We start from the raw sequence: 21,237 nt of genomic DNA, 5'->3' as shown, positions 1-21,237 counted from the left end.
AGTATGGAACTTAAAAGTTTTAAAGATATATTATTTAAAAAAGCTCTAAGTGAAGGTTTTGAAGAGTGTGAGGTATACTATTATACAGGAGAAAATTTAAGTATAAATATATATGAAGGCGAAGTTGAAAAATACAATCTTGATAAGTCTTTTGGTCTATCTTTTAGAGGGAAGATAAATGGGAAAATAGGTTACTCTTATACAGAAATTTTGGATGATAAAGCTGTTGATATGTTGATAAAAAATGCAAAAGATGGAGTAAATACCATTGAAAATGAAGATGTACAATTTATATATGAAGGTGACAAACAATATAATGAGGTAAAGACTTATTCTAAAGAGCTAGAAAATTTAGAAGCGGATAAGTTGATTGATTTAGCTTTAGAAATTGAAAAAGAAACTAAGGCTTATTCAGATAAAGTAATAAATTTATCTAGATGTACTATATCTTATTCTGTATCAAGTAATGGTATATATAATACTAAAGGTCTTGATTTAAGTAATAAGACTAATATGCTCATAGGATTTGTAGTTCCCATCATACAAGACAATGAACAAAAATACGATGGAGTAGGGTACAATATAGCAACTTCTATTGAAGAAATAAAGCCTTACGAGATAGCAAAACTTGGTGTTGAAGATGCTTTATCTAAGGTAGGGGGTAAGAGTATTCCATCAGGTAAATATAGAACTATATTGTTTAATGAGGCTATGGTATCTTTACTTAGCACATTCTCTGGAATATTTAATGCTGATTCAGCTCAAAAAGGATTATCTTTATTAAAGGATAGAGAAGGGGATATGATAGCATCTCCTATAGTTACAATAGTTGATGACCCACTTTTAGAAAATGGTATGGCATCTACTCCTTTTGATGATGAAGGAGTAGCTACCTTTAGAAAAGAAGTCATTTCAGATGGCAAGCTTATAACTTTACTTCATAATTTAAAGACGGCTAATAAGGCAAATGTAAAAACTACAGGAAATGGAATAAAATCTTCATATTCATCACCTATAGGTATACATCCAACTAATTTCTATATAGAGAAAGGGGATAAATCTATAGATGAAATTATGAAGGACATAGGTGAAGGATTGATGGTTACTAGTTTTGCAGGGCTTCATTCAGGTGCAAATTCAGTAACAGGAGATTTTTCTTTAGCAGCTAAAGGCTTTTATATCAAAGAAGGTAAAAAAGTATTTCCAGTAGAGCAAATTACAGTAGCAGGAAACTATTTTGACTTGTTGAAAGATATTGAAGTTATAGGGAATGATTTAGAATTTCCAATGAGTAGTATAGGTTCACCTTCAGTTGCTATTAAAGAATTATCAGTAGCAGGTAAAGATGAATAAGTAAAAATAATTGTATAAAGTAAAAAGCCATGTTAATTTTGATTAACATGGCTTCTTACTTTATAATTTAAATTTTGTTATTTAAATCATATAGACGAATTTGGATACATACAATTAATATCATATGTTAAATTTAAAGGAGGATATATTATGAGTGATGCACATTACGATATGCATAAGAGAAAGGGATACTCAAGTGATGAACCATACCCAGAAATCAGAGTATCAGGACCAAATAAGTATTATGCAGAACTACTGATGGATGATTATTCTGGTAGAGCTAGTGAATTTACAAGTGTAACACAGTACTTATACCATGATTTTGATTCAGATAAAAATTATAAGGAACTTAATGAAATGTGGGTAAATATATCTATAACAGAGATGTTACATATGGAGATATTAGCTAAGACAATAAGACTATTGGGTGGAAATCCTATATACAGGGGTTCTACAAGTTCATGTGGTGCATATTGGAATGGTGGTTTTGTATATTATGGAGATTCCATTTGCGACAGACTAAAATCAGATTTAAATTTGGAGTATGTAGCCATTGATAATTATTATAGAGATATAAGTATTATAGAAGACCCTTATATAAAAGCTATATTAAATAGAATAATTTTAGATGAAAAGGTTCATGTAGGCTTGTTTAAAAAAGCAATAGAAAAGTACTGTAGATAAACTTAAAAGTTTAGTTATTCATCATTTTATTCATATATATAAAATTACTATCATACATTTTCTTGAAGGGAGTTGCTATTGATATGTATTATGTATATGTAAATGATATAAATATAGCAGTTTATGATTTAAATCCGAGTGCTAAAAAAACAGTACTTTTTATACATGGCTGGCCATTAGGACATAAGATATTTGAATATCAAACTAACATACTGCCGAAACTCGGATATAGAACAGTTTCAATTGATTTAAGAGGTTTTGGAAAATCTGGTGCGACATCAGGAGGATATACTTATAGCCAATTAGCAGATGATATTTATAAGGTGGTACATGCTATTGGATTAAAAGACTTTACTCTTGTTGGTTTTTCAATGGGAGGAGCAATTGTACTTAGATATATGAGTCTGTTTCATGGATATGGGGTATCAAAATTAGCATTGCTTGCAGCAGCAGCACCATCGTTTGTACAAAGACCTCCAGAGTTTCTGTATGGAATGACACGTGAAGATGTTAATCATTTGATAGCTCAGGCATGTACTGATAGACCAGAAATGGTAAGCAATTTTGGAGAACAAGTATTTGCATCAAATCCATCAGAAAGCTTTAGAAGGTGGTTTGACGATATTGGTTTTAGTGCATCAGGTATTGGTACGATTGCAACAGCAGTATCTTTAAGAGATGAAGAATTATTTAATGATTTAAAATGTGTAAGAGTGCCAACAGGTATCTTCCATGGAAAATTAGACCAAGTATGCCCATATGAGTTTGCAGTTTTTATGAATGAAAAAATAGAAGATTCAACTTTATATACTTTTGAGTATAGTGGTCATGCTATATTCTATGATGAACTCAAACTATTTAATCAGGAATTCTTACAGTTTTTAGAGGAATAGAGATATCTTAGAATATTTAAAATAAAGTAATAGTATATTATAAAGTGGTATAGATGGAGTATTATGCCACTTCATATACTATAGATAAATGGGGTTTTAGAACTATCACTAAGTTCTGAGACCCTATTATTATATGTCATTAAAGATAAGTGTTATGTATATTATTTAGAAAAAATTCCTTTATAAATAAAATTAATAAATATATAATCGAAAATAAAAATAGATACTTATCTGAATAAAGTATATGGCTATTTATTTATTTGCATACCTTTGTGTAGAACTGATATTGCTGCTGATATAAGTATTATACCCATGAAAGCAGGAGAAGCATGACCAAATAATACATAGATTTGACCTCCAATAATAGGTCCAATTATTCTTGCTAAAGATTGAATAGACTGACTACCTCCTTGAATTCTCCCTTGTTCACTAGAATCTACAGATTTGGATATCATACCATTGAATGAAGGTCCAAAGATTGAATCACCAAAGCCAAATATAAACATTCCAATAATAAAAAGAGGATAGAATGAGAATAAAGCTGATGTAGCTATAAAACAGTAACCTGCAATCTCTGAAACCATTCCTAGAATTACTATTTGTACATCACGAAGCTTTAGTAGAAGTTTTGGCATTATAAAACCTTGTGAAATTATATCTTGTATACCCATAATTGAAAACATAAGTCCAATTAGTGTAGGCCCCCAATTAAAAGTATCTAGTGTAAATTGAGAGAAGACAGCCTGCAAAGAGCCATTGGGTATCCAAAGTAAAAATCCTGATATAAGCAATCTTTTTAAGGTCTTTATGGAAAGTACACTTGTGAGTTGTGTGAATGGATTCAATCTTACAAATGTAATCTTTTTAAGTCTATTAGTTTTATCAAGACTCTCAGGCATATATAAGAATCCATAGATAAAATTTAATAAAGTAATTGTAGCGCCAAAATACATAGGGACAGAATAACCAAATCTTGCAAGTAAGCCACCAATAGTAGGCCCTATAGCAGCGCCTGCACCTGCAACTGCACTAACCCATCCAAAGTATTTTGTTCGTTGTTCTATAGGAGTGATATCTGCAAAATATGCGAAGATAGTACTTATACTACCTCCTGTTAGACCTTCTATTATACGTCCTACAAATAATACCCATAGAGCTCCTCCCATACCAAAGACTAGGTATCCAATTGCAGAGCCTAAGAAGCATATTAAGAGTAAAGGACGTCGACCATATCTGTCACTCAAAGCTCCAAGCCCAGGAGCAGCAAAAAATACACAGAATGCATAAATGGATGTAAGTAGCGTAACGACTATTGCTTGATTTTTTGGATTAGTTATATAAGGTTGTACTAAGAATGGGACAACAGGATTTATAATACTGAAGCCTATTCCACAAAGAAACACAGACATAAGACCAAATGTTAAAGCCTTTTTATTTAGGGTTTGTTCTGTGATTCGTTTGTTGTTTGATTTAAATTTGAACATTTAAATTCTCCTTTCAAAAGTTATTTTGGTTCCTTGGAAACATATTTATCGTATCATCATTTTGTTTCTTTGTCAACAAAAAGTAAAAATAAAAAAAGCAACCTGTTCTCGTTTGAGTCTGGTTGCTTGTAATTTTATTTTATTCATCTAAATTTATTCTGATTTAATATCTATATCAAGTTTTTTAATCTCTGCATCCAAATGATTATTATATCTTTCTACAAGGTTAATCATACTGTTAAGTTGCTCTTCTGTTACATCTTCAAATACAGTTTTATCTCTTTCTTGAAATTCTCTATGCAGTTCCTCATGAACTTTGTTAATTGCTTTTCCTTGCTTAGTAAGCCTAAAATAGATTTCTTTTTTATTATCCTGTTTTTGATAACTTTCAATATAGCCTTTTTTCATGAGTTTTTTAGTTACTTTACTCATGGCTCCTCTAGTCATATAAAAAGATTCTGCAAGTTTTGTTACGTTGGAATCTGTATTTTTTGCAATGTATTCTATACAATGTACCTCAGAAGGTTTATAATCCTTAAGTGCCTCTTCCATCTTAGACTTATTAAGCCAAGCCAGTTTGTTAAATAAGTTCCTAAAGCCTGTTATGACTTGCTCTTCTTTATTCATGAACCGTCCTCCAATTCGTTGATGCATTAACAACATTATATTAAATTTTTGTTACTATTTCAACAACGTCAAAATAATCATATTAGAAATTAAATAATATATAAAAAAGATAGCATAGACAACTTTCCTATAGAAAATAATACCAAATGATATAAAATATGATTTTTAAGATTTAAAACTTTTTCAAAAAGTGCTACAATAGACCAAATTATTAGTTTCTATATTCACTAAATAGGAGGTGGTGGTATGAAAAAACATAATATTTTATTTGTATCAACAGATGACAAAATAAATATAGATATCTCAAAACAGTTAGAAAATATATTTGGAGAATTTTGCAATATAGATAATTTGGTTTATATAGATAGAATAAATATTGAACTATTAAAGTATGAACTTATAGTATGTTCAGATAATGAGATAAAAGAACACATACACAATAATATCGATAAAAATATACCAATTGTAATAATACATCGTACAATAAACATTGAAAATATAAATCAGATAATAAGTATAGAAAATGATTCTGAAGTTATGGTTATAGATGATTATAAAGAATCAGCAGATGAAACAGCCAAGATAATTAGAAAACTAGGATTAATTCATATTAATCTGATACCATATTATCCAGGATGTGATAAGTCTAAATGTGAGATTGGAATTATTACAGGAAGCAGAAATAGTATACCACAAAATGTAAAGCAAATAATAGACATAGGGGATAAAATAATCGATATAAATACAGTCATAGAAATCTTTACAAAGCTGAACATATCTATAGATAAACTACATATCATTAAAGAAAAATATAATGAAGATACAGTAAGTGGATATAGGTATTATACAACTATGAATAAAACTATGAAAAGTTTTTTGGAGATTATTGATGAAGGTATTGCTTCTATTGATAAATTAGGTAAATTTATATATTGCAATAAAGTATTTTCTAATCTAGTTGGGATAGACCAAAATGAGATTATATCTAATAATTTTATGGATTTATTTAGTGATAAAACTATCAAAAAAATATTTTTTCAAGAGGATGAAGTTAGCGATGAAGTAGTGAGTTTAAATAATAAAAAACTCATAATTAATAAAGTAAATGTGTATGAAAATAATGAGCGTATAAAAAGCATTATAAGTATTAAAGATATAAGTGCAATTCAGATGCTTGAAGATAAGATTCAAAATAAATTTCAGACAAAAGGATTTGTATCAAAGTACACATTTGATAATGTTGTAGGAGAAAGTAAGATAATAAAAGAAAAGATTAATATTGCAAGAAAAATAGCATCTACAAATTTTTCGGTGTTGATACTTGGAGAAAATGGAACAGGAAAGGAAATATTTGCTCAGGCAATACATAATGAATCTCTAAGAAAAGACAAGCCGTTTGTTGCAGTAAATCTATCTTCTTTATCAGATACACTCATTGAAAGTGAACTTTTTGGTTATGAAGAGGGAAGTTTTACAGGAGCTATAAAAGGTGGAAAAATAGGGATATTTGAAAGAGCACATACAGGAACAATTTTTTTGGATGAGATAGGTGATATCTCCTTGGATGTACAGCAAAGATTGTTAAGAGTTTTACAAGAAAAAGAAGTCATGAGAATGGGTGGAAGTAAAATTATACCTGTGGATGTTAGAATTATAGCTGCAACAAATAAGGATTTAAAGAAAAAAATCAAAGAAGGTTCCTTTAGAGAAGATTTGTATTATAGGATTAATGTATTGAATATAGAAATACCTAGGCTTAGGGCACGTAAGGAAGATATACCCCTTATAAGTAAGTATTTCCTGGATGAAATAAATAGTAATAAATGTTTTACAGAAAAGTCGATGCAGGTATTAAAACTGTATAAGTGGCCAGGTAATGTAAGAGAACTTAAAAATTTGATTTATTATATAGACACCATAGTAGAGGAAGACATGGTAGACTATGAGCATTTGCCAGAACAATTCAAATTTGAAAATAACAATACTTTAGTTAATGAAAATTTTGATTCAATTATACTAGATTTCAAACAATCAAATTTCTTTAATGAGAGTATTTGTATATTGATGAGTATAGAAACTTGGAATAATAAAAATATATCTTTAGGAAGAAATAAATTACAAGAAATTTTAAAAGAAAAAAGTATAAAATTAAGTGTAGACCAAATTAGAAAAAGAATAGATAAGTTAAAAAATCATGGATTACTATCTTCTGGAGTAAAAAAACAAGGGAGCTTTATAACTGATGAAGGAAAGAATTTTATATCATATGCAAAATTTAAGGGGGAAATATAGGGGACTAGAAATAGATACTCCCCTAAAAACTCCCTATAATAGTCTTAAATAAATAAAATTATTTTAAATATTAAGATAATTTTAAAAATATTGAATTATAAACAAAAAATATTATTTCTAATAAACAGTAGTAAATCGTCATTTTACTACCGTTTTTATTTTTTGAAAGATTTAATGTGCAATTAAAACTTATATTTTGGCATATCAATTGCTATATAGTGAAAATATAAAAAAATTGTAAAATTTGGAGGATGTTGTTATGAAGTCAGCTTATAAAGGATATGAAGCTTATAGTTATTTAGAAAAGGGAAAAGATATCTCATCTATTGAGATGTGTAAAGGAGATAAGAGAGTAGAAGAGTATCTTATCGAATTAGATGATGTTCAAGAAGCTAAAGTTAAAAATATAGTAGATGAAAAAGTATTTATATCTCTACATGAACATCCAGTTTTATTTCCAGAGCACTTAGAAAGAGATATATTTGAATACAACAGAGAAGGTAAACAAAGATGTGCTTATGAAGCACTATCAAGAGGATATTACGATGCTATATTTGATAACCTAATGGATGGTGTGTGCACAATAACATCAAATGCAGGATGGAAATGGGATGACATATTAATTGATTTAGGCATGAGGTTATGTGATTTAGCACACCAAGATTTTGTTATAAAGTGTGAAAAAGTGGAAGACATATATAGAGCTAAAAGTGAAGGTAAAGTGGCATTGATACCAACACTAGAAGGAGCAGCACCAATAGAGAATGAACTTGATAGAATAGATATATTATATGGATTTGGTATAAGGTTAATGGGTATCACATACAGTGAATCCAACGCGTTAGGTTCTGGGTTAAAAGAAGAAAAAGACGGAGGTCTTACTAATTTTGGTAGAAAAGCTGTTGAAAGAATGAATAAGATTGGTATGGCAATAGATTGTTCTCATGTTGGAGCACAAACAACACTTGATGTTATAGAGTATAGTAAAGACCCAATAATATTAAGTCATGTTGGGGCAAGAGGCTTGTGGGATACGAAAAGATTGACTCCAGACGAAGTGCTAATAGCATGTGCTAAAAAAGGAGGCGTTATAGGTGTAGAAGCTGCACCTCATACGACAATAACTGAGAAAAATAAAGAACATTCAATAGATTCATTTATGGAGCATTTTGAGTATATCAAAAACTTAGTAGGAATAGACCATGTAGCATTTGGACCAGATACAGTATATGGTGACCATGTAAAATTACACTCAGTATTAGCTGCTAAATTTGATATAAAAAAAATAACAGGTACAAAAGAACATCCTAAAGTAGAATATGTAAAAGGGCTTGAGAATCCAACTGAGACTTCAAAAAATATTGTTAGATATTTAGTGAAAAATGGATACAGTGATGAGGAAATAGAAAAGGTACTGGGAGGAAATATACTTAGAGTATTAAAGCAGATATGGAAATAAGTAAATAGAGTAGAAGTATTAATAAAAGTTGAGGATTTATAGGGAGGTTTTATAAATGGATTATTTAAAATTAGCCAATCACCCACTCTTGTGGATAGCAAGTACAGTAGCAGTATCAATAGTAGTGGTACAATCTCTTATATTTGCTATAAAATCATGTAAAGTTGGTAAAACAATGGGAATAACAGATAAACAAATAAAATCGGCTGTTAAAAGTAGTGCTATTTCAGCTATAGGACCTTCAATGACTATATTTGCTGGAATGGTATCACTTATAGTCACTATGGGTGGACCCATAGCATGGATGAGATTATCGTTTATAGGTTCTGTAATTTTTGAATCTATGTCAGCAGGGTTTGGAACAGATGCGTTAGGTATAACTTTGGGTTCTTCTGAAATGACAAAATTGGCATTTACAAATGCGGTTTGGACTATGATACTTGGTTCTTTAGGATGGATAATATTCACGTTACTGTTTGGACATAAATTGGATAAGATAACTAATGTCATATCTAGTGGTAAGAAATCATTTATACCAATAATATCTTTAGGAGCTATGCTAGGTTCATTTGCATATCTAAATGCTGATAGGGTGTTACGTTTTGATAATGGAACAATTGCATGTATAAGTGGGATGGCTATAATGATAATATTATGTATGATTGAAAAGAAGAAAAATATAAAATGGTTAAGAGAGTGGGGGCTTACAATATCAATGTTCAGTGGAATGATAATAGCTTCAGTAATATAAAGGGGGAAGTTTTATGAGTAAAGTAAAATCTATATACAATGAAGAGTACTTACCTTTTATGATAAGGTATGGAAGATTGACTTTATCTTTGGGTATTATAGCAGCTTTGGTTCCTGGAATAATTTTGAGTTTTGGATTTGGTCTTATGCCTCCAATATCAGCATTATTGGCAAGTACGATGGCAATTGTTAGTATGAGTGCTCCAAACTACATAATAGAGCCAGTTTCTTATTCTCCAATTTTAGGTATACCAGGAACTTATATGAGTTTTCTTTCTGGAAATATATCTAATATGAGACTACCATGTTCAATAGCAGCTCAAAAGGCAGCAGAAGTTGAATCAGGGACAGAAGAAGGTTCAATAATATCTACAATAGGTATAGCTGTATCTATTTTAGTGAATATAAGTATATTAACTATAGGAGTAATTCTAGGAGGAAGTGTATTATCTAAGATTCCAGCTGAAGTAGTAGAAAAACTAAATTTAATATTACCAGCTCTATTTGGGTCAGTATTTGGACAAGTATTTTTACAGGATAAAAAATTAGGTATAGTAGCAATCGTAATATCTGTATTAACGATTACACTATCAAAGCAAGGTATAATACCACAATCTTTAGTAGTTCTTATATGTGTATTTGGGACTATATTAATTGCAAGAGCTATGTATAAAGATAAACTTAGTGATTAATAACATTGAAATAATAATAAACTCTTAAGTATTATAATTTAGTTTTAATGTACAAAAAATTGCAGAAAAAATTACTTAAAAGTACGATTTTAGGGAGGGAATATCTTGATATACGATTTAATATTAAAAAATGGATTTATAGTAGATGGGACTGGAGATGTTGGTTTTTATGGAGACATAGCAGTTAAAGATAATTTAATAGTTAAAATAGATTCTGAGATAAATGACGACACAAATAAAAAAATTGATTGCCTTGGGAAAGCTATAACCCCTGGATTTATTGACCCTCATGTTCATGAAGAGATAGTGGCAATACTAGATGGTAAATTTGAAAAATTCCTAAAACAAGGAGTTACAACAACTATAAATGGTAATTGTGGACATTCTATAACACCATATTCTTCTGAAAATGTATATGAATATATGTATAAAAATGGTTTATTACTTGAAGAAGAAAAAAAGTATCTTATAGATAAAAATAAATATTGGAATAATTTAACAGAATATTGTGACCTTATATCTAAAAGTGGTATTTCTATTAATATGGGATTTTTGTTGGGGCATGGGACTATAAGATGGAGTGTTATGGGAGGGTCAAAAGATAGACCACCTACAGAAGACGAAAAAAAAGAAATTACAAATATAATAAATGATGGTATGAAAAGTGGGGCTTTTGGAATATCTACTGGATTAGCATATATACCAAGTAAGTATGCTGATATTGAGGAACTGGTTGACATTGCAAAGTTGATTAAAGAACATGATGGTATATATACATCTCATATTAGAGATTATATAGGGAGATATAATGCAGTAAAAGAAACTATAGAGGTTGGTCAAAAAAGTGGGGCTAGAGTACAAGTATCTCACTTAAGTCCAGTTGAAATAGAAGCCTTTGATGAGATATTAAAAGCTAGATACAATGGTGTTGATATAATGGTTGATACAGTACCTAGAAGTTCTGGGCATTGTATGAAAAAGAAAAGAGTAATTCAGTTTATTATGGCAATATCGTCTAGCCTATTTGAATTAGGTATGGATGGAGTGATGGATGCTCTTAGAAATGAAGAGGGAAGAGCACTTATATTAAAAGAGGCATTTATACTTGGAGATAGAGGAAGTATAATACTTTTAAATACTAAAGATATTGATATGGAAAAAAAATCAATACGTGAAATAGCTATTCAAAAAGGTGTGGATGAGGATACATTATTACTTGATTTACTTTTATATGGAGATGAAGAGCTTATCTTTTGTTTAGGGGGGATGTATAGAGCTGATTTCCCAGATAAATTGCATGACAATAAAATAATTGATAATCCATTTGTTATGGTTGGTTCAGATTGTTTGTTTAGTGTAGGTGGAGATATGTCATGGTTTGAACTACAAAGAAGAGGAGCCTTTCCAATTTTCTTCAGTATGTACAGAAAATCAGGTGTAAGGTTAGAAGAAATTGTAAGAAGAGTTACTTCGTTGCCAGCCAGACAATTTAAAATAAAAAATAGAGGTATTCTTAAAGAAGGAAAAATAGCTGATATAGCTGTTATTGATATAGAAAACTATAGTTATCCTAGGTCAGAAGATATTGATTTCTCAAAACCACAATTATTAGCTAAAGGTGTTGAGTATGTAATTGTAAATGGGAAAATCGCATTGGAGGAGGGCAAAGTTACTGAGACTCAATGTGGTGAAGTATTAAAAAAATAAATGCCAAATAAGTAAAGACGGAATATGAAATTTATTTATATAAAAATCAGATTTCGTTTTTACTAATAGTAATAAAATCATATTTATTTTAATAATAGTGAATATGTATATAAAAAAGATAAAAAAATATTTTCGTTTTATGGTAAAAAAATAATATTTTTAATCGTTAAATTATGTAGAAAAATTGGATAAATAAGAAATTATATAGTTTTGGAAAAAATATTTTATAAACAAAAAATGATAAAATTATAACAAATATATAAAAATTATATTAAAGAAAAGATTATATATTTCATTACTTAAAAGTCATAGAAATAATTTAAATTAGGTTATATATATTAAAATGATATAACATATAATTACGATTCTAAATATATTCTATTATTGGTTGTGAGTATATGAAAAATATAGTCTTTATCATCATATGACAGTCGTTTAATAAAGAAAAATTCTAACTGTTCAAGAAGAAGTTTTCTATATATTAGTTAATATAATTTACTTACATGAAATATGATAAATGTAATATAGATGAGCATTATATATTATGGTTGTTATAAGAAGATAACATGTAAAATTACTTTAGATTGACTTGTAATTCTTTATATATATCTTATAAAGTTAAATAAAAATGATAAAAAAATAACTATAATTTAAACATTAAAGAATTTTAATGCTGACTTTATTCTACAAAACAAGTACTATTTTTATTTTAAGAAATTCGAATAAAGGCGAAATTAAATTGTCAGAATAATCTTGACAGTCTAAAATCGTGACTGTATAATACAATTAAAAATCGGATTAATTACCTAGTTTACAAAAAATAAAAATAATGCAAAAGCAAACGTTTTATTTTTTTAGTAAGTAATCCTCCGCCACTCCTTAAATTAGAGCTTTTCTAATTTCAAAATGTATCACTAAAACTTCATAATTTAACTGTGCAATATTTATTAGGCTCTAACTTTTAAGGTTACTAATAATTTATTACATAGCTCCATACATTTGGCGGCAATGGCGGGAGCGATAAGGGGTAAGATATGGAAAATTACAAGTATGGATTCAATGACAAGCCAAAGTTTCTAACAGCAATACCGCTTAGTATGCAACACGTTTTTTCTGCTTTTGCGGGTACTATGTCGGGCGCTATTTTAGTAGCTGTTGGCATGGGTCTCTCACTAAGTGAGACTGCATTTTTGATTCAATGTTCGATGTTGATTGCAGGAGTGAGCACCATACTGCAATCTATGGGGATTGGGCCAGTAGGGTCACGGTTGCCGATTGTTACTGGTGGTAGTTTCACCTTTGTAGCACCATTAATTGCCTTAAGTACGAATAATGATGTTGGTATTGCTGGAGCTTTTGGGGCAGTACTTGTAGGAAGTTTAGTTTTAACTTTAGTAGGACCTTATGCAGTAAAATATTTGCATAGATATTTTACACCTACAGTTACAGGAAGTGTTGTTTTAGCAGTTGGTTTATCACTTATGAGTTCTTCATTTGACTATGCAGTATCATTTGACGTTCATAGCCCTGATGTAGTTGCTAATTTTTCTTTAGCTGTATTTACATTATTGTTGACACTCATTTTAAATCAGTTTGGAAAAGGTTTTCTAAAGGTAGCATCCATAATAATTTCAATAGTGATAGGGTATATAGTAGCAGTGATATTTGGTATGGTTGACTTTTCTAGTATGGCACAAGCAAATTGGTTTGCAATGCCGAAACCTGTGTTTTGGGGACTGGAGTTTAACTTAGGGGCTATTATAACCATATGTACAATTCATATTGTAACAGTTATGGAGATAATAGGAGATACTACAGGTGTTGTCAGTTCTGTTGAAAATAGACTGCCTACACAAAAAGAATTGATGAGGGCAGTAAGAGCAGATGGAGTTGGAAGTTGCTTTGCAGCTTTGTTCAATGGACTTCCAGTCATATCAGGTAGCCCAAACATAGGAATAATTTGTATGACAGGTGTTGCAAGTAGGTACATAGTAGCACTTGGAGGAGTAATATTAGGTATTTTAGCATTTTTCCCAAAGTTTGCACAAATATTAGCTTTAACACCAAATCCAGTTATTGGAGGAACATTAGTTATGATGTTTGGAACAATTGCATCATCAGGTATTAAAGTTATTGGAATGGGTAAAATGACAAATCGTAACATAACAATTTTAGCAGTTTCATTAGGTATTGGTATGGGTGGTTATTTTAATCAAGCTGCATTAGCATTTTTGCCAAGTATAGTAGTCACTTTAATGACTGGTATATCTGGAACAGCTTTATTATCTTTAATACTAAATGTCATATTACCTAAGGAAAAAGAAGATGTAGTTGAGAGTGAAGGAAGTTGTAAAGCTTAGAGAACGTAATTCTAAAGGATATCCAAGAAGGAGCGCCTTGCTTCTATTTTTTTTACCAAAAATAGGATTGAACTTTGAAGGAAACCTAATAGCTTATAAATACAATCTGAAAGGATATCCAAGAAGGAGCGCCTTGCTTCTATTTTTTTTACCCAAAAACCTTAAAAACTTGAATAATCAAAAGATATGATACTCATTTTAATAAAAGTATAATCTGAAAGGATATCCAAGAGGAGCGCCTTGCTCCTCTTTTTTTATCTATAATTAGAGGATTTTGTGTAAAAAAGAGTTGAAAAAAGAACTTAAATAATACAGACAAATTAATTAAATTTTAAATTTCATAGAGATATACATAATTAAATTCTGTAGGTGGAAGGTGAAGGTTATGGAGGTTATTGAACTTGATATAAATGGCAGAGTGAGAGAGGTAGCCATAGAAAATAAGTGGACTTTACTTTATGTCTTAAGAGAAAAATTCAATCTAACTGGAAGTAAATGTGGATGTAGTACAGGTGATTGTGGAGCTTGTAAAATAATTTTAAATGGAGAAGCAGTGAATTCATGTTTGATTTTAGCAAGAAACGCAGTGGGTAAAAAAATCCTGACAATTGAAGGATTATCAGATGGAATCAATATACATCCAATCCAACAGGCCTTTATTGATTGTGGAGCTGTACAATGTGGATATTGTACTCCAGGTATGATAATGTCAGCAAAAGCTTTACTGGATAAAAATCCAAATCCTTCTGAAATGGATGTTAGAAAGTCCATAGACAATAATCTTTGTAGATGTACAGGATATGTAAAAATTGTCGAGGCTATACTTTTATCAGCAAAAAGAATGGGAGGTGCAGTATATGAGTAGTGAACTGAATGTTATAGGTGAAAGAGTTCCAATAAGGGATGCTGTGCTTAAAGCTACTGGTCAACTTAAATATACTGCAGATATGAAAATCCCAAATATGCTATATGCCAAGGTATTATTTAGCCCTGTAGCACATGCAAAGATTAAGAGAATAGACACATCAAAAGCAGAAAAATTAGAAGGAGTAAAAGCTATAGCTACATATAAAAATTCACCAAGAATAGCTTTTAACAGCGCAATGAGGTTTTATGAACATGAATTGCCTGAAGTTGAATACATTTTTGATGATATTGTTCGTTTTGTGGGGGATAAAGTTGCAGCGGTTGCAGCTGAAGATTTAAAAACAGCTGAAAAGGCGTTGAAACTTATTGAGGTTGAGTATGAAGAGTTACCTTCAGTATTCGACCCAGAAGAAGCAATAAAAGAAAATGCTTATCCAATACATAAAGGTGGTAATAAACTTCCAAAAAATGTGCAAGAATGTGGAAATGTAGAAGAAGCCATGAAAAAAGCTGATTATATTTTTAAAGATAAATATACGCTCCCAGCTATACATCATGGGGCTATAGAAACTCATGTTGCTATTGCAGACTATGATTATAGTGGAAAACTTACAGTTTATAGTCCTAACCAAAATACTTTTGCTTTTAGGGTAATATTATCTAAAATATTTGAATTACCAATGAATAAGGTAAGACTGGTAAGTCCAGCTATTGGAGGTGCTTTTGGAGGAAAATTGGAAATTACCATTGAGCCAATAGTGGCTTTACTGGCAAAACTATCAGGTAGACCTGTAAAACTAGAGCTTAACAGGAGAGAAACTATGGCTTCAACAAGAACTAGACATGGTGCAGTTGTATACCTAAAAACAGGTGTTATGAAAAATGGCAAAATTATAGCACAAGATATGAAAGTTATTACAAATACAGGGGCATACACCTCAAGTGCTCTAAATGTAATAGGAGCTATGAGCCATAAGGTTTTTAAAGCATATAAAATTGAAAATATGAGATACACTGGGATTCCAGTGTATACAAATACTCCAATTGCGGGAGCTATGAGAGGATATGGTTCTCCACAAGCTTTCTTTGGTCAACAATCACAATTAAATAAGATTGCGAAGAAACTCAACATGGATATTTTAGATTTGCAACTTAAGAACTTAGTTGAGCCTGATGGAATAGACCAAAGATTTAAAAGTCCTCATGGTAATCCAAGACCAATAGACTGTATCAAAAAAGGGATGGAAATATTTGAATGGAAAAAACAGGTTAAACAACAAAATGATTCAAGTGGGAGATTCTTAATCGGTATAGGCATGGCAGTTGGCTCACATGGAAATGGATGTTTTGGAGCACATAGAGATATAACCGCTTTGATGCTTAAGATGAATGAAGATGGTTCAGCTGTATTATATACAGGTACTCATGATATGGGAAATGCATCTGTAAGTGTTCAAGTGCAGATTATATCTGAAATACTTGGAATAAGCCAAGAAAAAATAGAGTGTATACAAGCAGATACAGAAGCATCACCATGGAATCTAGGTGACTATGCAAGTAGAGGAGTATTCGTATCTGGAAATGCAGCTTTAAAAGTTGCTAACTCAGTAAAAAAACAACTTTTAAAAGAAGCATCGCAACTTCTCGAAGAGGATGAAGAATGGATAGAATTAAAAAAAGATAGAGTTTATTCTATTAAAAATGCTGATAAACATGCTACATTGTGTGATGTTATGATACATGCACAAAGAGTAAATTTAAGAGAAATTATTGGAGTCGAGACATTTGCTTCAGACACTGGCGCAAGTTCATATGGTGCACATTTTGCTAAAGTTGAAGTTGATACAAAATTAGGTGATGTAAAGGTACTAGAATATGTGGCAGTACATGATGTAGGAAAAGCACTAAATCCAATGTCTGTAGAAGGTCAGATTGAAGGGGCAATTCAGATGGGAATCGGATATGCTTTGACAGAGGCACTTGAATTTGATGATAGAGGAAGAATAAAGACTAATTCATTTCGCTCATACCATATGATAAAAGCAAGTGAAATGCCTAAGGTAAAAGTAGGCATGATAGAATGTGGAGAACCTGGTGGTCCATTTGGTGCGAAGAGTATAGGGGAGTGTTCAGTGGTACCCTCAGCACCAGCTGTTTCAAATGCTGTAGCTAATGCACTAAATTGTGATTTTTATAGTTTACCATTAAAGAGAGATATTTTACTAGAAAATATAAGTATTTAATCTTTTCTTACGAGAAAGAACTATTTAAGAAATTTTAGATACTGTAGTGTGGCACTTTTTCTAGATGTAAGTATAAATTCTGTGAATGTAAAGGGTGTGGTGGTTATGGATTTAAGATTTAGAGATAAGGTTGTTGTGATAACAGGAGCAGGTCAAGGATTAGGAGCAGGTTTTGCTTTAGATTTTGGAATAGAAGGTGCAATTGTAATTTTGATTGGAAGAACTAAAAATAAGTTGGATAATATTGCGAACAAAATTATCAAATCAGGAGGGAGAGCATTCGTTGCAGTTTGTGATGTAAGTAAATCGGAAGATGTGGATAATTGCTTTAAAAACTTAATAGAAAAATTTGGGACTGTAGATGTCTTGATTAATAATGTTGCTATTCATAAATCATGTCCAGTAATTGATACTACAATTGAAGAATGGGATGCTCAGATAAAGACAAATTTGAGTGGAACTTTCTATTGTACTAAGGCTGTTCTACAAACAATGATAGATAAGAAATATGGAAAAATAATAAATATTAGTTCAACAGCAGCAAAACATTTTTTTCCAGGATTTGGTGCATATGCTGCTTCTAAAGGAGGTGTGGTAAGTTTTACTCAAACTCTATCTGAAGAAGTGAAAGAATATGGGATTAATGTAAATGCAATATATTTAGGAATGACAAATACAGAATATACAAGAAAAAGATTCGATTATGATGATGCAGTTACAATACCACTTGAAGAAATGTTGCAAGTAGAAGAAGTATCAAAAATTGTGACTTTTCTAGCATCTGATGAAGCTAGTCCAATAATGGGAGCGGCAATTGATGTCTGTGGAAAAAAGGCATAAATAAAATATATTGAGAGGTATAAAAATGATAAGTTTAAATAAAAAGGCGATGGTAGTAGTAAGAGAAATACTGGAAGATGCAGAATCTTTAGGATGTGAGGTTATTAAGACAAATTGTGGAGCAACTATAATTGATATGGGTCTAAATTGTAGTGGAAGTTGGAAAGCAGGTGTTTTGTTTACCAGAGCTTCTATAGGTGATTTAGGAATAGTGACACTGGGAGATTTTAAATTAAATGAAGAATATTCTTTTTCATCTGTTGAAGTATTCATAGATAAGCCTTTAATCGCATGTATGGGTTCACAGATTGCAGGGTGGAAACTAGGTGAAGGAGAGTTTGCGACTATAGGGTCAGGTCCAGCAAGAGCTTTAGCAAGGGTTAAATCAGATTGGTATTTTGAAATGACTCCATATAAAGATGATTATCATGAAGCAGTCTTATGCATTCAAGATATAAAATACCCTGATGATAAAACTATTTTAGAAGTTGCAAATGCTTGTAAAGTAAAACCTGAAGACACATATATATTGATTTCACCTAGTACGTGTATCGTAGCATCAATGCAGGTATCAGCAAGAATCATTGAGCAAGTATGCCATAAAATGTTTGAAAAAAATTTTGATGCAAGTCAAATCGTACTTGCAAGAGGGAAAGCGCCAATAGCGCCAATAGTAAAAGATGAAATTAAGACTATGGGAAGAATAAACGATGCATTAATTTATGGAAGTGAAACTGAGTTTTGGGTAGATTCAACTGATACTGCTATTGCCAAGACTATACATCAATTGGCAGGGAAAACTTCGTCTCCAAATTATGGAGAATTATTTGAGGATGTATTTGAAAAAGCAGGAAGAGATTTTTTCTATGTAGACCATGATGTACATTCAATTGGAAAAATACAGATACACAATATAAATACTGGAAAATCATTTTCATCAGGAGAGATAAATTATTCAGCTCTTGAAAGAAGTTTTTTAAAATAAATGATTTAAATTCTATTAATTTAGGGGGATACAAAATGGTGTTAGATAAAACAAGATTAGAAAAATTATACCGTGATATGGTTATGATTCGAAGATTTGAAGAAGTAATAGAAGAGTATGCTGCAAATGGAACTATACCAGGATTTGTACATTTAAGTATAGGGCAGGAGGCTTGTCAAGCAGGTGTAGTAGATGCACTTAGAAAAACAGATTATAAATTTCCAGACCATAGAGGACATGGAACTATAGCACTTTGTGGAACCGACCCAAAACTTGTAATGGCTGAAATATTTGCTAAAGCTACAGGTATAAATGGTGGCAGAGGTGGTTCAATGCATATAAACGATATTGAATGTAGAAATATGGGATTCAATGGAATACAAGGTTCTACTATGGTAACTTGCTTAGGTACAGCTTTTGCATCTGTATATAAAGAAACTGATGATGTAACAGCAGTATTTTTAGGGGATGGAACTTTAGGAGAAGGTACTTGTCATGAAAGTCTCAATATGTCAGCTACATGGAAATTACCAATAATATACTGTTTACTTAATAATCAGTATGCTATATCTACACACTATACAGATTCTCATCCTCAAAAAGAATTAAAAACATGGGGTGAAGGATACGAGATTCCAAGTTATAGAGTGGATGGGAATGATGTAGAAGCAGTAATTGAGATAGTAGAAAAAGCAGCAGATAGAGCAAGAAAAGGTGAAGGTCCAACATTAATAGAGTTTCTTACTTATCGTTGGCAAGGTCATTTTGCAGGAGACCCTGCAGCGTATAGACCAGAGGAAGAAGTTAAGTATTGGAAAGACAGAGACCCAATAAAGCTAACTAGAAAAGTACTTATTGAGAGAGAATGTATGTCAGAAAATGTACTTAAAAATATTGAAGAAGAAATAGAGGCTGATGTTCAAGAAATGCTAAGATTCTCATTGGAGAGTCCATCACCAGATGTTAAAGATGCAGTTACACACACATATGTTGATAGAGAGGTGGAAATAAGATAATGGGAAGAAAACTTTCGTATGGAATGGCAATAAATGAAGCACTTCATCAAGCTATGGAAAATGATGATAGAGTTTTTATATTAGGTGAAGATGTTGCTAAGATGGGTGGAGATTTTGGAATTACTAAGGGGATAATGGCTAAATGGCCAAATAGAATCAAGGATACAGCTTTATCAGAGTCAGCTATATTAGGATTATCAAATGGAGCAGCTCTTTGTGGATTAAGACCCGTACCTGAGATAATGTTTGCAGATTTTTTAGGTGTTTGTTTTGACCAACTTGTAAATAATGCAGCAAAGCTTAATTTTATGTTTCAAGGGAAAGCTCATTGTCCAATTACTGTCCGTGCAGTGCAGGGGGCTGGTATACGCTGTGCATATCATCACTCAGTTTGTGCAGAATCATGGTTTATGAATACTCCAGGACTTGTAGTGGTTTCACCAACAACACCTTATGAAGCTAAGGGGATGTTATTATCAGCTATAAAGAACGATAATCCAGTGTTATTTTTGGAACATAAAATGCTGTATAACGTTAAGGGCGAAGTACCAGTTGAACCATATGAGATACCTTTGTATGAGGCTGAGATTGAGAGAGTTGGTAGTGATGTTACAATAGTAGCTACTCAAATGATGTTAGGTCTAGCACATAAAGCTGCAAATGAACTTCAAAAAGAAGGAATTAATGTAGAAATAATTGACCTTAGAACTGTTTTTCCTTATGACAAAAAAACCATAGTAGAATCAGTAGCAAAAACTAGCAGATTGGTTATTGCTCAAGAAGGACCAAGAGTAGGAGGATGGGCGGCTGAAATATCTGCCATGATAAATGAAGATGTATTTGAGTATCTAAGTGCACCAATAAAAAGAGTTACATCAATTGATGCTCCAGTGGCATATGCACCAGTTTTAGAAGACTTTGTTTTGCCAAAATTAGAAAATCTAATTAAAGCTTGTAGAGAAGTTATGCAATATTAATCAAGGGA

General features: G+C 31.2%; 17 protein-coding genes. 15 read left to right on the top strand and 2 right to left on the bottom strand.

Annotation, left to right across the window (positions count from 1 at the left end; all coding sequences use genetic code 11):
* Window positions 1–3 precede the first annotated feature (3 nt).
* The 3 genes from ACTG47_RS15760 to ACTG47_RS15750 all read left to right on the top strand — a co-directional run bounded on the left by ACTG47_RS15760 (window position 4) and on the right by ACTG47_RS15750 (window position 2,930).
* Window positions 4–1,353, top strand: a complete 1,350-nt coding sequence (locus tag ACTG47_RS15760) for a TldD/PmbA family protein (RefSeq protein ID WP_169465167.1) — start codon at window positions 4–6, stop codon at window positions 1,351–1,353.
* 150 nt (window positions 1,354–1,503) lie between these two features.
* The gene (locus tag ACTG47_RS15755; protein WP_169465165.1) at window positions 1,504–2,037 is read left to right on the top strand and encodes a ferritin-like domain-containing protein; all 534 of its coding nucleotides are present in this window, start codon (window positions 1,504–1,506) and stop codon (window positions 2,035–2,037) included.
* A gap of 83 nt (window positions 2,038–2,120) precedes the next feature.
* Window positions 2,121–2,930, top strand: coding sequence for an alpha/beta fold hydrolase (locus ACTG47_RS15750; protein WP_479925248.1), 810 nt, complete (start codon window positions 2,121–2,123; stop codon window positions 2,928–2,930).
* Window positions 2,931–3,178: 248 nt separating this feature from the next.
* Here ACTG47_RS15750 and ACTG47_RS15745 read toward each other — a convergent pair whose 3' ends face one another.
* Both ACTG47_RS15745 and ACTG47_RS15740 read right to left on the bottom strand, forming a co-directional pair.
* Window positions 3,179–4,414, bottom strand: a complete 1,236-nt coding sequence (locus tag ACTG47_RS15745) for an MFS transporter (protein WP_479925247.1) — start codon at window positions 4,412–4,414, stop codon at window positions 3,179–3,181.
* A 153-nt stretch (window positions 4,415–4,567) separates the two neighbouring features.
* Entirely contained in the window at window positions 4,568–5,041 is a 474-nt protein-coding gene (locus tag ACTG47_RS15740; protein ID WP_169465159.1) for a MarR family transcriptional regulator, read from the bottom strand.
* Between the two features lie 246 nt (window positions 5,042–5,287).
* Between ACTG47_RS15740 and ACTG47_RS15735 the strand changes: the two genes are divergently transcribed.
* The 12 genes from ACTG47_RS15735 (at window position 5,288) to ACTG47_RS15680 (ending at window position 21,229) form a co-directional block, all read left to right on the top strand.
* On the top strand, window positions 5,288–7,333 hold the full coding sequence (locus ACTG47_RS15735; protein WP_479925246.1) for a sigma-54 interaction domain-containing protein: 2,046 nt from the start codon (window positions 5,288–5,290) through the stop codon (window positions 7,331–7,333).
* A 259-nt stretch (window positions 7,334–7,592) separates the two neighbouring features.
* Entirely contained in the window at window positions 7,593–8,792 is a 1,200-nt protein-coding gene (locus tag ACTG47_RS15730; RefSeq protein ID WP_479925245.1) for a dipeptidase, read from the top strand.
* A gap of 55 nt (window positions 8,793–8,847) precedes the next feature.
* Window positions 8,848–9,543: a DUF5058 family protein gene (locus ACTG47_RS15725; RefSeq protein ID WP_479925244.1), complete on the top strand. Its 696-nt coding sequence runs from the start codon at window positions 8,848–8,850 to the stop codon at window positions 9,541–9,543.
* A 13-nt stretch (window positions 9,544–9,556) separates the two neighbouring features.
* On the top strand, window positions 9,557–10,234 hold the full coding sequence (locus ACTG47_RS15720; protein ID WP_169465139.1) for a hypothetical protein: 678 nt from the start codon (window positions 9,557–9,559) through the stop codon (window positions 10,232–10,234).
* 105 nt (window positions 10,235–10,339) lie between these two features.
* Window positions 10,340–11,941, top strand: coding sequence for an N-acyl-D-amino-acid deacylase family protein (locus tag ACTG47_RS15715; RefSeq protein WP_479925243.1), 1,602 nt, complete (start codon window positions 10,340–10,342; stop codon window positions 11,939–11,941).
* 1,034 nt (window positions 11,942–12,975) lie between these two features.
* A complete protein-coding gene (locus ACTG47_RS15710; RefSeq protein WP_169465135.1) occupies window positions 12,976–14,301 on the top strand; it encodes a solute carrier family 23 protein in 1,326 nt (441 codons plus the stop codon).
* Window positions 14,302–14,686: 385 nt separating this feature from the next.
* Window positions 14,687–15,166, top strand: coding sequence for a (2Fe-2S)-binding protein (locus ACTG47_RS15705; protein ID WP_479925242.1), 480 nt, complete (start codon window positions 14,687–14,689; stop codon window positions 15,164–15,166).
* The gene (locus ACTG47_RS15700) at window positions 15,159–17,411 is read left to right on the top strand and encodes a xanthine dehydrogenase family protein molybdopterin-binding subunit (RefSeq protein WP_479925241.1); all 2,253 of its coding nucleotides are present in this window, start codon (window positions 15,159–15,161) and stop codon (window positions 17,409–17,411) included. The genes ACTG47_RS15705 and ACTG47_RS15700 overlap by 8 nt, the downstream gene beginning before the upstream one ends.
* A 48-nt stretch (window positions 17,412–17,459) precedes the next feature.
* Entirely contained in the window at window positions 17,460–18,251 is a 792-nt protein-coding gene (locus tag ACTG47_RS15695; protein WP_479925240.1) for an SDR family NAD(P)-dependent oxidoreductase, read from the top strand.
* A 25-nt stretch (window positions 18,252–18,276) separates the two neighbouring features.
* Window positions 18,277–19,236 (top strand): methenyltetrahydromethanopterin cyclohydrolase, encoded by a 960-nt coding sequence (mch, locus tag ACTG47_RS15690; protein WP_479925239.1) that lies wholly within the window; start codon window positions 18,277–18,279, stop codon window positions 19,234–19,236.
* 35 nt (window positions 19,237–19,271) lie between these two features.
* Window positions 19,272–20,252, top strand: coding sequence for a thiamine pyrophosphate-dependent dehydrogenase E1 component subunit alpha (locus ACTG47_RS15685; RefSeq protein WP_479925238.1), 981 nt, complete (start codon window positions 19,272–19,274; stop codon window positions 20,250–20,252).
* A complete protein-coding gene (locus ACTG47_RS15680) occupies window positions 20,252–21,229 on the top strand; it encodes an alpha-ketoacid dehydrogenase subunit beta (protein ID WP_021385857.1) in 978 nt (325 codons plus the stop codon). The genes ACTG47_RS15685 and ACTG47_RS15680 overlap by 1 nt, the downstream gene beginning before the upstream one ends.
* Window positions 21,230–21,237: the final 8 nt, after the last annotated feature.

This window comes from Clostridioides sp. LIBA-6622 (assembly GCF_056716095.1).
This window is presented reverse-complemented; position numbering and strand designations above follow the sequence as displayed.